Origin of the sequence: Marinobacter gelidimuriae (genome assembly GCF_000372805.1) — a bacterium.
GTDB classification, from domain to species: Bacteria; Pseudomonadota; Gammaproteobacteria; order Pseudomonadales; family Oleiphilaceae; genus Marinobacter; species Marinobacter gelidimuriae.
Genome location: NZ_KB889952.1, coordinates 1 through 14,421 on the forward strand (window position 1 = coordinate 1; position 14,421 = coordinate 14,421).

General features: G+C 56.5%; 11 protein-coding genes and 1 pseudogene. 11 read left to right on the forward strand and 1 reads right to left on the reverse strand.

Annotated features, from left to right (window positions below; translation table 11 throughout):
- From A3OI_RS23295 to A3OI_RS0118225, 4 genes are all read left to right on the forward strand, one after another.
- The coding region (locus A3OI_RS23295) for a hypothetical protein (protein WP_040475238.1) at nucleotides 1-193 on the forward strand (193 nt) is incomplete at its 5' end.
- A gap of 84 nt (nucleotides 194-277) precedes the next feature.
- The gene (locus A3OI_RS0118215; protein WP_026224292.1) at nucleotides 278-1,954 is read left to right on the forward strand and encodes an AMP-binding protein; all 1,677 of its coding nucleotides are present in this window, start codon (nucleotides 278-280) and stop codon (nucleotides 1,952-1,954) included.
- Nucleotides 1,935-5,915: an ATP-dependent RNA helicase HrpA gene (gene hrpA, locus A3OI_RS0118220; RefSeq protein WP_018405640.1), complete on the forward strand. Its 3,981-nt coding sequence runs from the start codon at nucleotides 1,935-1,937 to the stop codon at nucleotides 5,913-5,915. Before A3OI_RS0118215 ends, hrpA begins: the two co-directional genes overlap by 20 nt.
- An 82-nt stretch (nucleotides 5,916-5,997) precedes the next feature.
- Nucleotides 5,998-7,119: a beta-ketoacyl-ACP synthase III gene (locus A3OI_RS0118225; RefSeq protein ID WP_018405641.1), complete on the forward strand. Its 1,122-nt coding sequence runs from the start codon at nucleotides 5,998-6,000 to the stop codon at nucleotides 7,117-7,119.
- Between the two features lie 31 nt (nucleotides 7,120-7,150).
- Here the strand turns inward: A3OI_RS0118225 and A3OI_RS0118230 are convergent, their stop codons facing one another.
- On the reverse strand, nucleotides 7,151-7,558 hold the full coding sequence (locus tag A3OI_RS0118230; protein ID WP_018405642.1) for an acyl-CoA thioesterase: 408 nt from the start codon (nucleotides 7,556-7,558) through the stop codon (nucleotides 7,151-7,153).
- Nucleotides 7,559-7,600: 42 nt separating this feature from the next.
- Here A3OI_RS0118230 and A3OI_RS0118235 point away from each other — a divergent pair, with 42 nt between their 5' ends.
- From A3OI_RS0118235 to thrH, 7 genes and pseudogenes are all read left to right on the forward strand, one after another.
- Nucleotides 7,601-8,461, forward strand: coding sequence for an MlaA family lipoprotein (locus tag A3OI_RS0118235; RefSeq protein ID WP_018405643.1), 861 nt, complete (start codon nucleotides 7,601-7,603; stop codon nucleotides 8,459-8,461).
- A gap of 63 nt (nucleotides 8,462-8,524) precedes the next feature.
- Complete coding sequence (locus tag A3OI_RS20875) at nucleotides 8,525-9,925, forward strand: ExeA family protein (RefSeq protein WP_228703038.1); 1,401 nt, start codon at nucleotides 8,525-8,527, stop codon at nucleotides 9,923-9,925.
- Entirely contained in the window at nucleotides 9,894-10,139 is a 246-nt protein-coding gene (locus A3OI_RS24160) for a hypothetical protein (protein ID WP_228703039.1), read from the forward strand. The genes A3OI_RS20875 and A3OI_RS24160 overlap by 32 nt, the downstream gene beginning before the upstream one ends.
- Nucleotides 10,140-10,190: 51 nt before the next feature.
- Nucleotides 10,191-10,403: pseudogene (locus A3OI_RS0118245) on the forward strand (general secretion pathway protein GspB); the annotation flags it as partial.
- Nucleotides 10,403-12,532, forward strand: a complete 2,130-nt coding sequence (gene dinG, locus A3OI_RS0118250) for an ATP-dependent DNA helicase DinG (RefSeq protein ID WP_018405645.1) — start codon at nucleotides 10,403-10,405, stop codon at nucleotides 12,530-12,532. The pseudogene A3OI_RS0118245 and the gene dinG, both read left to right, overlap by 1 nt.
- A 118-nt stretch (nucleotides 12,533-12,650) precedes the next feature.
- A complete protein-coding gene (gene cysB / locus A3OI_RS0118255; protein WP_018405646.1) occupies nucleotides 12,651-13,628 on the forward strand; it encodes an HTH-type transcriptional regulator CysB in 978 nt (325 codons plus the stop codon).
- 120 nt (nucleotides 13,629-13,748) lie between these two features.
- Nucleotides 13,749-14,363, forward strand: a complete 615-nt coding sequence (gene thrH / locus A3OI_RS0118260; RefSeq protein ID WP_018405647.1) for a bifunctional phosphoserine phosphatase/homoserine phosphotransferase ThrH — start codon at nucleotides 13,749-13,751, stop codon at nucleotides 14,361-14,363.
- Nucleotides 14,364-14,421: the final 58 nt, after the last annotated feature.

The following is a 14,421-nucleotide window of genomic DNA, read 5'->3' on the forward strand; positions in this document are numbered from 1 at the left end:
CTGCCTGAATTTTGCCAGTAAGTTGTGGGGGTTATTCAAAGCGCTCATTGCCGGTGCGTTAAATGACATGGCCAATTTAACGGATACTGAAAAACATGACGTGCTAAGCAAAATTGACCAAACGGTTGTGGCTTTTTTTACGCAAGTCATGCAAATGGATAGTTTCACCTTACGCCAAGAAGCCCTAGAATGAGGAAGTGTTCACCTTTATTGGTTGGATTTGAACCCCGAAACTTGAGTTATAACTAGAAAAGCCCAGACAGGAGTTCGTGTAATGATGAGTTTCGAGCAGTTTTACCAGGACAAGTACCCACAAGGTGTGTCGTTGGATGTCGATCTGGCAAAATACTCAAGCATGGTTGACGTGTTCAATCAGGCGGTCACCAAGTACGCGGATCGCCCGGCAGTGTCTGCCGTTGGCGTTACCCTCAGTTATAAAGATCTGGATGTTCAAAGCCGTCATTTTGCAGCCTGGCTGCAGAACAAAACCGACCTGAAGCCCGGTGACCGCATTGCCGTTCAAATGCCGAACGTGTGCCAGTATTTGGTGGTTACCTTTGGTGCCATGCGCGCCGGGCTGATTGTGGTGAACACCAACCCGCTGTATACCCCCCGTGAAATGGAACACCAGTTTAACGACTCGGGCGCAAAAGCGCTGGTGGTGCTGGCTAATATGGCCGCCAACGCGGAAAAAGTGCTGCCCAATACCAGCATTGGACACGTGATTGTGACCGAAGTGGCGGATATGCATTCCACCTTTAAGCGCACGCTGATGAACGCGGTGGTCAAGCACGTCAAGAAAATGGTGCCTGCGTACAATCTGTCTCAGGCCCACAAATTACCCGCGGTGCTGGCAGCCGGTGCCCGCGAGAAGTTCACTCTGGTTGAATGCAAACAGGACGACATCGCGGTGCTGCAGTATACCGGTGGCACCACCGGCGTGGCCAAAGGCGCCATGCTGACCCACGGCAATCTGGTGGCAAACTTGCTGCAGATTCGGCCGATGCTGGAAGACAACATTATTGAAGGCAGAGAAGTGGTGATTGCGCCGCTGCCGCTGTATCACATCTACTCGTTCACTCTGAACTGCGGCACCCTGTTGGAAGCCGGTGCCCACAACGTGCTGATTCCCAACCCGAGGGATATAGACGCCTTTGTGAAAGAGCTGCAAAATCACGAATTCACGGCGTTTCTGGGTCTGAATACGCTGTTTGTGGCGCTGTGTAATAACGAAGAATTCTGTAAGCTGGATTTTAGCCATCTGAAGCTGACCGCTTCCGGCGGCATGGCGCTGACGTCCAAGGCGGCTAAAACCTGGAAGCGGGTGACCGGCTGCGACATTTGTGAAGGTTATGGCATGACTGAAACCTCGCCGGTGGTGAGCTTTAACCCGCGCAGCGCTATTCAGCTGGGCACCATTGGTTTGCCGCTGCCGGGTACTCTGCTGAAAACCGTGGATGACGATAATAATGAAACGCCCTTTGGTGAGCGCGGCGAGCTTTGTGTTAAGGGTCCGCAGGTCATGCGCGGTTACTGGCAGCGCCCGGACGACACCCGTAAATCCATGACCGACGATGGCTATTTGCGGACGGGTGACGTGGCTGTTATTCAAGAAGATGGCTACATTCGCATTGTGGACCGTAAAAAGGACATGATTATTGTTTCTGGCTTTAATGTGTTCCCCAATGAAGTCGAAGACGTGATCAGCGGCCACCCTAACGTGCTGGAATGCGCCGCAGTGGGCATCCCTGACGAAAAAAGCGGTGAAGCGGTCAAGGTGTACCTGGTTGCCTCCAAAGAAGGTGTAACCGCCGGTGAGCTGAAAGAGTTCTGCCGTGAACGCCTGACGGCCTACAAAGTGCCGCGGCATTTTGAATTCCGCACCGAGTTGCCAAAAACCAACGTTGGCAAAGTGCTGCGTCGCGAACTAAGGGATGAAGCAAGTAATCAATAAATCTTCAACTGACACTGTTTCTGCAACGCCTCCTGAACATGACGCGGCAACGCCCGCTGACCCTCGCGCGGCTGTTCGGTCCGCTGTTCATGGCATTACGGAGCAGCTTGACGCCTGCGCGCAGCTTGAAGCCGCCCGCATAACCCGAACTCTTGCTCGCGCCAAAGGCCGCCCTGGCACCAAAGAGCTGGGAAAAATCGGCCGCTGGCTGCAAGCTGGGCAAGAAAAAGTGCAGTCGCGCCAGCGCTTGCACAAACCGGCCAGTTTCCCTGAGGGCTTGCCGGTTTCGGAGCGAGTAGACGACATAGCCGCTGCTATTGCGGACAATCAGGTGGTGATTATTGCCGGTGAAACCGGCTCTGGTAAAACCACCCAGATCCCAAAAATTTGCATGAACGCCGGCCTGGGTATTCGTGGTTTGATTGGCCACACCCAGCCCCGGCGTATTGCCGCCCGCAGCGTGGCCGCGCGCATTGCCGAAGAGCTGGGTGAACAGACCGGCCGGCAAGTGGGTTACCAGATTCGTTTTACTGATACCACCTCCGAAGATTCTCGCCTGAAAGTGATGACTGACGGCATACTGCTGGCGGAAGTCCAGCACGACCCGTTTTTAGACCGTTATGACACGCTGATTATCGACGAAGCCCACGAGCGCAGTCTGAATATCGACTTTCTGCTGGGGTATCTGAAACAGCTGCTGCCAAAGCGGCCCGACCTCAAAATCATTATTACCTCCGCCACCATCGAGCTTGGGCGCTTTAGCGAATTCTTCAATAACGCCCCGGTGATTGAAGTCAGCGGTCGTACCTTTCCGGTAGAAGTGCGCTATCGCCCATTGGTAGGCGATGACGATGACCGGGATCAGGGCTGGACCGACGGCGTCTTGCAGGCGCTGGAAGAAATTGAGCAGCACGAACGCAGCGCCAGCCAGCCGCCGGGCGATGTATTGGTGTTCATGCCCGGCGAGCGGGAAATTCGTGCCTTGAGCAACGTGCTGCGCCACGCCGAGCTGCGGCACACCGAAGTGCTGCCGCTGTATTCGCGGCTCAGCAATCAGGAACAGAACCGGGTGTTCCAGAGCCATCGCGGCCGGCGCCTGGTGTTGTCTACCAACGTGGCAGAAACCTCGCTGACGGTGCCGGGCATTCGCTACGTGATTGACACCGGTGTGGCGCGCATCAGCCGCTACAGCGTGCGCTCGAAAATTCAGCGCTTGCCTATAGAACCGATTTCCCAAGCCAGCGCTAACCAGCGCGCCGGCCGCTGTGGGCGGGTGGCGCCGGGCATCTGTTTTCGCCTGTATGACGAAAACGATTTTATCAATCGCCCGGAATACACCGACCCCGAAATTCTGCGCACCAATCTGGCCTCGGTGATTTTGCAGATGGCTACCTCGGGCCTGGGTGAGATTCGTAACTTTCCGTTTTTGGAATCGCCGGATAATCGCCAGATAAACGATGGCTACAAACTGCTTGAAGAGTTGGGTGCGGTCACCGACAAGCGCCGGGTAACCGCGGCTGGTCGCACCATGTCGCGCCTGCCCCTGGACCCGCGCCTGGCGCGCATGCTGGTGACCTCTGCGGAGCAGGGCAGCCTGAGTGAAGTGCTGATTATTATTGCCGGGCTGAGCGTGCAAGACCCACGTGACAGGCCGCAAGACAAACAGCAGCAAGCCGACCAGGCCCACGCGCCTTTCAACGACAAAGAATCCGACTTTGTTACTTTGCTGAATATCTGGAATTTTTACGAAGAGCAGCGCCAGGAACTGTCGCTGAATCAGCTGAAAAAAGTCTGTCAAAAAAGCTTTCTGAGCTGGATGCGCATGCGCGAATGGCGTGACGTGCACCGCCAGCTGACGCTGATTTGCCGCGAACAGAAGCTTAAGTTGAATCTCCAGGCTGCCAGCTATCAGTCGGTACACACCGCGGTGTTGGCGGGTTTGTTGGGGCAGGTGGCAACAAAGTTTGAAAACCGCGAATACATGGCCACGCGCAATCGCAAGCTGCTGATATTCCCGGGCTCGAAGGTGGCGAAAACCGCACCCAAGTGGATTGTGGCCACTGAAATTGTGGAAACCAGCCGGGTGTTCGGGCGCATGGTGGCGTCTATTCAGCCCCAGTGGATAGAGCCCTTGGCAGCCCACGTGGTAAAGCATCACTATTTTGAGCCGCACTGGGAGCAAAAACGCGCCCAGGTGATGGGTTTTGAAAAAATCACCCTGTATGGCCTGGACATTGTTCCGCGCCGCGCCATTGTTTACAGCGACATTGACCCGGCCGCCTGCCGCGACTTGTTTATTCGCCATGCCCTGGTAGACGGCGAATACCGCTCAAGGGCGCCGTTTATTGAACTTAATCGGTTAATGCTGGAATCGGTCGAAGACCTGGAAAAGAAAACCCGTCGCCGGGATTTGCTGGTAGACGACGAAACCCTGGTGGCCTTTTATGATCAGCGCTTGCCGGCAGACATCGTCAGCGGTCGCCATTTTGAGCACTGGTGGAAAAATCTGGAAGCTGCCGAGCTGAAAGCTCTGGAGCTGACCGAAGAAGACGTGCTGCAACGCCCGCTGGACGCCCAGGCCGTTGCCCTCTACCCGGATTTTCTGGAGTGGGAGGGGGTGAAATACCCGCTGGATTACGAGTTTGAGCCCACCAGCGAGCGCGACGGGGTGACTCTTCGGGTGCCATTGATGGCACTGAAACAGATTCCGGCGCGTCGCCTGGAATGGCTGGTGCCCGGTTTGCTGCGGGAAAAGTGTATTGCGCTGGTGAAAGGGCTGCCGAAATCCCTGAGGCGTAATTTTGTGCCGGTGCCGGATTTTGTCGACGCGGCTCTGGCCAACCTTCAGCCTTCCAACGAGCCGCTGGCGTTGCAACTGGGCGCGCAGCTGCGGCGCATGACCGGGGTGCAGATAGACCCGCAATCCTGGCAGCAAAACGATCTGCCGCGGCACCTGCGAATGAATCTGCGGGTGACTGGCGACAAAGGCGCCGTCATCGCGGAGAGCCGTGAAACCGTTGATTTGCAGAACCAGCTTGAGGCCAAAGCCGAACAGGCCCTGGCGTCGATTACCGCCACCGACAGCAAAGACGAGACCACCACAGCGACTCATACCAGCTGGCAGTTCGGCACCTTGGCCCAGCAGGTGCAAACTGAAAAAGGCGGTATGCAGGTGACTGTGTATCCGGCTCTGGAAGACCTGGGCAAAGACGTGCGGCAAACCCGCTGCCTGGATTCCCTGACGGCGGAAACCATTACCCGCAAGGCCATCGCCCGGCTCATTCTGAACCGGTTTGGCAATACCTTGGACGATCTGGAACGCAAGCTGCCGAAATTCAAACAGGCGGCGCTGATGTTCGCACCGGTAGGGCCGGCGCGTATTCTGCTGGACGACCTGCTGCTGTCGACCGCCATGCAGCACTTTTTTGGTGGTTCATTACCTCGCAGCCCGGAGGCGTTCGATGCTTGTTTCAACCAGCACCGGGGCGACTTCATTCCAGCGCTCGAAACCGCGGTAGACCACCTTCACCAGGCCATGCACGGCTACCAACAGGTGGCAAAGCGGCTGAAGGGCAAGATTAATCTGGCCCTGGCCAATTCCATGGCTGACATTAAGTTTCAGATGCAGAACCTTGTTTACCCGGGCTTTTTGGTGAACACGCCGGCGCAGTCGCTGGCCCAGTTCGGGCGTTATTTTGAAGCGGCTCTGGCACGGTTTGAGAAGATGTCGCGTGAGATGGGCCGCGAGCGGGAGTTCCTGCATACCATTGAACCGCTGTGGGCGCGTTATGCCAGCAAGCTTGTTGAGCAGCAACGCCAGGGTGTTAAAGACCCGGAGCTTGAGCTTTACCGCTGGATGCTGGAAGAATACCGGGTGTCGTTTTTCGCCCAGCAGTTGGGCACGCAGATGACGGTGTCTATCAAGCGCCTTGATAAACAATGGCAGGCTACCCGGGTGTAATGGGAACGCGGGCAAACGCCTGTGACTGTGGTAACCTTTTTCCCCTTAACCTTTCAGATTTCAACCATGACACGGGGTTAGCGTGATTAAAGCCATCATCAGTGGAACCGGTTTGTACACACCACCGGCAACCATCAGCAATGACGAACTGGTTGCAACGTTCAATCAGTACGTAGACCTGCACAACGCCGAGCATGCCGATGCGATTGCCCGCGGTGAGCAGCAGGCCCTGGAGCATTCGTCTTCGGCCTTTATTGAAAAAGCGTCTGGTATAAAGCGCCGCCACGTGATTGATAAAGAAGGCATTCTGGACCCCACGCGGATGAAGCCGAATATTCCGGACCGCGCCAACGATCAGCCTTCGGTGCAGTGCGATATGAGCGTCGCGGCCTGTCGCGAAGCTCTGCAGCAGGCGGGTAAAACCGCGGATGACGTAGACGCGGTGATTGTGGCTTGCTCCAACTTGCAGCGGTCCTACCCGGCGGTGTCGATTGAAGTGCAAAACGCGTTGGGCGTTCAGGGTTTTGCTTACGATATGAACGTGGCCTGCAGTTCTGCCACGTTTGGTTTGCAGGCCGCGGTGAATTCGGTGGAAAACGGCACGGCCCGCGCGGTGCTGGTGGTTAGCCCGGAAATCTGTTCCGGCCACCTGAATTTTGGCGAACGCGACAGCCACTTTATATTTGGTGATGCCTGCACCGCCATTCTGGTGGAGCGGGAAGACGCGGTAGCGCCGGCCGCCGGCTTTGAAATTTTGGGTACTAATCTGAAAACCCTGTATTCCAACGCCATTCGCAACAATTTCGGTTTTTTGAACCGCGCCGACGACAGCGGTGTTGGTCAGCCTGACAAATTGTTTGTGCAGCAGGGTCGCAAGGTGTTCAAGGAAGTGTCACCGCTGGTGGCCGACACCATTCAGAACCATCTACAGAGCCTTGGGCTGACGCCCGATCAACTGCGGCGCATGTGGCTGCACCAGGCTAACCTGAACATGAACCAGCTGATTGCGCGTCGGGTTTTGGGCCGCGATGCCACCGAAGACGAGGCACCGGTGATTCTGGATGAATACGCCAACACCAGCTCCGCCGGTTCCATCATTGCCTTTCACCTGAATAAAGACGATCTGGTGTCCGGGGATGTTGGCGTAATCTGCTCGTTTGGCGCCGGCTATTCCATCGGCAGCGTGGCTGTGCGACGCCGCTGACAAACAAAGGCATTCAAACCCTTCAAGCCGATCAGGGGTTTGTTGCCAGGGCGCGCAGGGTGTCTGGCAAAGGGCAGGAACCGCGGGTGTTGTGGTCAAACCACACCAGTTTTGCGTAGCCTTCCGCGTAGAGTTGTCCGCTGTCTGCGTCTTTTATCTCGTGGTAGGTGTCCAGGCTGGTATTGCCGGCTTTGTCGGCGTAGGTGGTAATCACCAAGTTGGCAGGGTGCTTCAATTCCTTTAGAAAGGTCGCGCTAGTCTTTATAATGATGGGTCCTGTAGGGCCGCTCATGCCGATGTTGATGTCGGCCAACCAGACAATTCGAGCTTCCTCAAAGAAGCGGAAGTACACTGTGTTGTTGGCGTGTCCGTAGGCGTCCATATCACCCCAGCGCAGGGGAGCTGTGATTGTGTTGACTAGATTTCCCGGTACCGACATCGATCTCTCCGTTTGTAAATATAGAATGCAAAAGAGCTTAACATGACCCAATTCAATCTCTGGCCTTGCTCACTGTTTATGCTTCCCCGTGGCGTGTTAGCGACGCTGGTGTTGATTCTTTTATTCGCATCCGGCCAAGCCCAGGCCCAAGCATCGATACAGGCCCAGGAATCGACACAGACAGCAGAGCAACGGGTAAGCGCAGGGTTTACTGAATCTGCGCCCTTGACCACGAACTCCAGCAAGCACAAGCGCGATCCCTATGAAAATTGGAACCGCAAAGTGTTTGCGTTTAACGAAGGCCTGGACCGCTGGTTTCTGAAGCCGATCGCCCAGAGTTACCGTGCGATTATGCCGGAGTTCGTGGACCGTGGCGTTACCAATGCGTTCAGTAATTTGGGTGAAGTCAGCAATTTCACCAACAGCGTGTTGCAGCTCAAGCTTGAGTCGGCCGTTGTGGCCGCCGGTCGTTTTACCTTTAACACGGTGTTCGGGCTGGCGGGCGTGTTTGATGTGGCCACCGCCTGGGACTTGCCCGAGCGCCCGGAAGATTTCGGCCAAACCCTGGGCCATTGGGGTTCGGGCGCAGGCTCCTACTTAATGCTGCCCGTGCTGGGGCCATCCAACCCGCGGGATTTTGCAGGCTTTGGTGTCGACAGCTTTTTGTTGCCATCCAGCTGGGACGAAATTGAAAGCCCATACAACGGGTACGCTCGTGGCTTGCAGCTGGTGGACGTGCGGGCTGACCTGATTCCGGCTGAAAAGCTGATTTCCGGTGACCGTTACGTGTTCGTTCGCAATGCGTTTATGCAGCGCCGCGAATTCCTGATTAACGACGGCAAGGTACAGCGGGATCCGTTTGCCGCCGACGAGAGTGAAGACCTGATGCTTGATGACTTCTAATGAGTTAAGGAAACTCTCGCACAGCAGGTTCACGAATTAGCCAAACGGGACACCAGCGTAAGCATGTATTACGACTTTTTCGGTTTTCGCGAGCCCCCTTTTTCCATAGCGCCTGACCCGCGCTATTTGTACCTCAGTGAGCGCCACAAAGAAGCCTTGGCGCACTTGATGTATGGCATTCCCGGGCAGGGCGGTTTTATTGTGATTACCGGGGAAGTGGGCACAGGAAAAACCACCATTTGCCGCTGTTTTATTGAAAACGCGCCGCAAAATGCCGACATTGCGTTGATTATCAACCCGCGCCTGTCTGCCGCTGAAATGCTGATGGTGATCTGCGACGAGTTGGAAATACCCCACCGCGACGACGCCAGCATCAAACAGCTGGTAGACCTGATTAACCACCATCTGCTTCAAGCCTACGCTGCCGGTCGGCACAAAGTTCTGATTATTGACGAGGCGCAGAATTTGTCAGCGGGTGTGCTCGAACAGCTGCGCCTGTTGACCAACCTGGAAACCGCCGAGAAAAAACTGTTGCAGATTGTGCTGCTGGGCCAGCCCGAGCTGCAAAACATTCTTGCGTTACCGCAGCTGCGGCAGCTGAACCAGCGCATTACGGCGCGTTATCATCTTAAAGCGATCAATCGCCAGGAGTTGGCCGCGTATTTGCGTTACCGGCTCAGCGTGGCCGGTGTGCGCGGCGAATTGTTTAGTCGCGCTGCCAGGCTGCGGTTATTCCGTGAAAGCCAGGGCATACCGCGACTGATTAACCTGATCAGTGATCGTGCGCTGTTGGGCGCCTACGCCGAGGGCGAACACGAAATTACTGCGGTTCATATCCGCACCGCGGCGCGGGAAGTTCGCGGTAGCCATCCTTCCAACGGGCAGGGAGCATTCAGGCTTCGCCGCCTCGGCCCGCTTCTGGCGTCCCTGTTGATGGCCATCGTATTAACCCTGTGGGCCGTGCAGCGCTGGAACAATGGCGATTTTGACGGGCTTATTTCCTCCCCGGCTGCTGAAAGTCCAATAACAGAAGCGGCACTAGCGGACGACGAAGCGACTCAGCGCAGTGGGCGTATAAAACGCGATACTGTCGCGCCGGCAACGGTTGCCGAAACAGCCGGCAGCGCTGATGGGCTGACAAAGTTTGAACTGCAGGCGCACAGCCTCGAGCTTTCGGCGGCGTTTGTGCAGTTGTTTGGCGCCTGGCAGATTAACTATCAGCCGCAACAAGCGCCCATAGCCTGTTATTTTGCCCGCGCTGAGGGGCTTGGCTGCCTGGAGCGCACCGGAACCCGGCTAAGCCTGGAGCTGATTGACCGGCCGGCCATTTTAAAATTAAGGGCCGGATTAGAAAGCAGATTGCACAGCGATGTCGACAATACCCGCGACCGCTACGTGGTGTTGCGGCGAAAACCTGTGGTTAAGCGCGCGCATGATGGAGCTGGTGGACCGTTTGACCGCTGACGATCAAGCACTCAACGCCGAACTAAAGCGTCGCTCCAGCAAAGACCAGGTGCGCTGGTATCAGGGCCGGAAGGGTTTGGCTGAAGACGGCATTGCCGGCGCCATGACGGTGATTCAGATGCACAATGATCTGAACGCAGCGGTGCCGCGACTGCAAGACAAAGGGGACGTTCTGACCACTAATGCAGCGGCGCCCGCGCCGCCGGAGGGTTAGGGCATGTCCTACATATTAGATGCGCTGCGTAAATCGGAGAGCGAACGCCATCAAGGCAAAGTGCCGGATTTGACGGTAAACAGTCACATATTTGCCTCGGTGCCACAGGCCCGCAGGGTAATGATCAATAACCAGAATCTGCGGCCGGGCGATAGTTTTCAAGGCTTGCGGGTGGAAGAAATTACTGAGGATGGCGTGGTGTTAAGCAGACAAGGGCAACAATTTCGACTGGGTATAGTACGCGACTGGATGAGCCCGCGCTGATGGCCCTGAGCGAACAAACCAAACAGCAAATCCAGCAGGGTTACCGCGATATGTTGGCGGGTAAGCAGGTGCGCGCTCGTTATGGCCAGCGCCTGATGATTGCCGAAATCGCCCGCTATATGGGCGACATCACCGACAACGATGGCCAGCGTACGTCACCGCCTTCGGCGTGCGTGGTGGAAGCCGGTACCGGTACCGGTAAAACCCTGGCCTACCTGATTGCCGCCATTCCGGTGGCCAAAGCCCTGAATAAAACCCTGGTGATTTCCACTGCCACGGTGGCGCTGCAAGACCAGATTGTTCTGAAAGACCTGCCAGACCTGAAAAAACACAGCAAGCTGGATATAAACTGGACCCTGGCCAAAGGCCGCGGCCGCTATTTGTGTATGTCTCGGTTGGAAGGCCGCTTGCACGACGAAGGCAATGGCGACAGTGACGCCATGCCGCTGTTTTTGCTGGATGCACCGGGTAAAGAGGAACCCGGTACCCGCGCGTTTTTCGAGGAAATGCTGGCCAGCTACGGCGCACGCAAGTGGGACGGCGACCGCGACCACTGGCCGGAGCAGATTCCGGACGATATCTGGCGCCAGGTAACCACCGACCATCGCCAGTGCACCAATCGCCACTGCAGCTATTTTGACAGCTGTGCGTTTTTTGAAGCCCGCAAAGATCTGGACGCCGCCGATATAGTCGTAGCCAACCACGACCTGGTGCTGGCGGACCTCGCTCTGGGCGGCGGCGCGATACTGCCAGAGCCGGAAAACGCCCTGTTTATATTTGACGAAGCCCACCACTTGCCAGACAAAGCGCTGAATCACTTCGCCGCGTCCATTTCGCTGAACTCTACTCGCAGCTGGCTAAAACAGTTGTCGCAGATGCTGGTAAAAATGCAGCCGCACCTGAGCCCGGGCACCCAGGGGGCAAAAATCCTGGAGCGCATCAGCGAAGCCGCGCGGGACGTCGACCTGGTGGTCACCCGGGTATACGAATACTGCGAACACAATATTACCTGGGAATTTAACGAAGAGCGCCGCTCGGCCCAGTGGCGCTATCCCGAAGGCCAGCTGCCGGATGCCATGGCGGTACTGGCAGCGGAAGCGCGCATTGCCAGCGCTAATTTTTCGCGCCACCTGGGTGCTCTGGCTGAAGAGCTTCAGGGTGCCTTTGACGAGCGCAAAACCCACGATATTGACCGTGCAACGGCAGAATCCTGGTATCCGGTGATTGGCTCGTTCCACAGCCGCTCTGAAGAGCAGCTGCGCCTTTGGGCGGCCTGGTGTGAGGAAACAAAGAGCCCGCCGCCGGCACGCTGGACAGTGCGCCAACGCTGGGACCACGCCGAGGACATCACCCTTTACAGCTCGCCGGTTTTAGCCGACAACCTGCTGTATACGCGGCTGTGGTCGCGGGCCTACGGTTCGGTGCTTACCAGTGCCACGTTGACCGCTTTGGGGAAATTTGACCGCTTGCGTTCCCGCGCGGGATTACCGGAAGACGCCCGCTACCTGGTGGTGCCCAGCTCGTTCCGTTACCAGCAGATGGCCACGGTGGAAGTGCCGGCCATGAAGGCCATGCCCACCGACGACGGTTTTCTGGAAGAGCTGATTGAACGCCTGCCCACGCTGTGGCAAGGGGAAACCGCGACCCTGGTGTTGTTTACGTCGCGGCGCCAGATGCACCAGGTAAGGGACGCTCTAGCCAGTGACTACCCCGGGCTGATTATTACCCAGGACGACATGGCCAAAGGCGAAGTGCTGCGCCAACACTGCGCGCGGGTGGATGAAGGCCGGCCCAGCGTGTTGTTTGGTGTTGCCAGTTTTGCCGAGGGCATAGACCTGCCGGGTAAGTACCTGCACCACGTGGTGATTACCCGTTTGCCGTTTTCAGTACCCGATGACCCGATTGATGCCAGCCTGGCGGAGTGGGTGACCCAGCGCGGTGGTAATCCGTTTATGGAGATTACCGTGCCGGAAGCCTCTATTAAGCTGGTTCAGGCAGTAGGGCGCTTGCTGCGCACCGAAGAAGACACCGGGCGGGTGACCATTCTGGACCGGCGCATTGTGGCGCGGCGCTATGGTCAGCTGCTGCTGGATTCGCTACCGCCGTTTCGGCGGGTGATTGAGTATTAATTATTCGAAAAAAGAATGAAAAATAATTTTCTTATGCGTAAAATTAAATTTTTCAACCTTTAAATCAGTGATTGCGAATCGGCCCGTTGCGCCGGTCGTCCAAGGAGCAACCCAGCTAATGAAACTACAACAGTTACGCTACATCTGGGAGGTTGCGCACCACGACCTGAACGTGTCTGCTACTGCGCAGAGTCTATTTACGTCGCAGCCGGGTATTTCCAAGCAGATTCGCCTGCTGGAAGACGAACTGGGGCTTGAGATTTTTGCCCGCAGTGGCAAGCATCTGACCCGCATTACCCCGGGTGGCGAGATTATTGTGCGCGAAGCCGGCGAAATTTTACGCCGCGCCGAGGGTATCAAAAAGATTGCCCAGGAATTCAGTGATCAGCGCGCCGGTGACTTGAGCATAGCCACCACCCACACCCAGGCACGTTACGCCTTGCCGCCGGTGATTCGTGGGTTTCTGGACGCCTATCCAGACGTGTCTCTGCACATGAACCAGGGTACGCCCACCCAGATTTCAGAAATGGCCGCCACCGGCACGGCCGATTTCGCCATTGCCACCGAAGGCATGGAAATGTTCAACGACCTGATCATGATGCCCTGTTACCGCTGGAATCGCTGCATCGTGGTGCCCAAAGACCACCCGCTGGCAGCGGGACCGGAGCTGACCCTCGCCAAGCTGGCGGAATATTCCCTGGTAACCTATGTATTCGGCTTTACCGGCCGCTCGCGGCTTGATGAAGCCTTCAAAAGCGCAAGCCTGATTCCCAAGGTGGTGTTTACCGCCGCCGACGCCGACGTGATCAAAACTTACGTGCGCCTGGGGCTTGGCGTGGGCATTATTGCCAGCATGGCGTACGACCCGAAAGTAGACACTGACCTGGTGGTGATAGACGCCAGCAAGCTCTTCGACAGCAGCATTACCCATATTGGCTTCCGCAAGGGCACCTTTTTACGGGGTTACATGTACGATTTCATCCAGCGCTTTGCTCCCCACCTGACCCGCGACGTAGTGGATCAGGTTGTGTCTAAACAGAGCAACCGCGCTGAGATTGAAGCGCTGTTCGAGAATGTAGAGCTACCCGTGCTCTGACGGGCTGTTTGCAGAGCGATGCAATTCCGTGCGGTTTTTTCTATCATAGCGAACCGATGCGGGTGCGCGGCGCTGTGATTGCAACCGAATCTTCCCTTATTGATGAAACAGGAGAGCACTGTGGAACTGGCATGCCTTGATCTTGAAGGAGTATTAATTCCAGAAATCTGGATTGCGTTTGCGGAGAAAACCGGCATTGAAGAACTTAAGGCAACCACCCGCGACATTCCTGATTACAACGTACTGATGAAACAGCGCCTGAAGCTGTTAGACCAACACGGTTACGGCCTGCCGCAAATTCAGGAAGTCATTGGCGGGCTGGACCCGCTGCCCGGTGCAGCAGAATTTCTGGACTGGCTGCGCGAGCGCTTTCAGGTGGTGATTCTGTCAGACACTTTCTACGAATTTGCCATGCCGCTGATGGCCAAGCTGGGCCATCCTGCGCTGCTGTGCCACAAACTGGAAGTAGCGGACAACGGCCAGATTACCAACTATCTGATGCGTCAGCGTGACCCCAAGCGCCAGTCGGTTCGCGCCTTCCAGCTGCTGAATTACCGGGTGATTGCCGCCGGCGATTCGTACAACGACACCACCATGCTGGCGCAGGCTGAGGCCGGTATTTTGTTCCACGCGCCGCAAAACGTGATCAGCGAATTTCCGCAGTTCCCGGCAGTGCAGACGTTTGACGATTTGAAACAGGAATTCCTGAAGGCCAGCCTGGTGCACAGCGCCTGATTGCCTTTTAAATCTGGAACCGGGACTTGTGTTGTAAGAGAGCGGGCCTATATACCTC

Coding starts and splice junctions, on each gene's coding strand:
- A3OI_RS0118230 (WP_018405642.1), bottom strand. CDS start 7,558: ATGTCGGTACCGGGAAATCTAGTCAACACAATCACAGCTCCCCTGCGC.
- cysB (WP_018405646.1), top strand. CDS start 12,651: ATGAAACTACAACAGTTACGCTACATCTGGGAGGTTGCGCACCACGAC.
- A3OI_RS0118235 (WP_018405643.1), top strand. CDS start 7,601: ATGACCCAATTCAATCTCTGGCCTTGCTCACTGTTTATGCTTCCCCGT.
- A3OI_RS24160 (WP_228703039.1), top strand. CDS start 9,894: ATGATGGAGCTGGTGGACCGTTTGACCGCTGACGATCAAGCACTCAAC.
- A3OI_RS0118215 (WP_026224292.1), top strand. CDS start 278: ATGAGTTTCGAGCAGTTTTACCAGGACAAGTACCCACAAGGTGTGTCG.
- A3OI_RS20875 (WP_228703038.1), top strand. CDS start 8,525: ATGTATTACGACTTTTTCGGTTTTCGCGAGCCCCCTTTTTCCATAGCG.
- dinG (WP_018405645.1), top strand. CDS start 10,403: ATGGCCCTGAGCGAACAAACCAAACAGCAAATCCAGCAGGGTTACCGC.
- hrpA (WP_018405640.1), top strand. CDS start 1,935: ATGAAGCAAGTAATCAATAAATCTTCAACTGACACTGTTTCTGCAACG.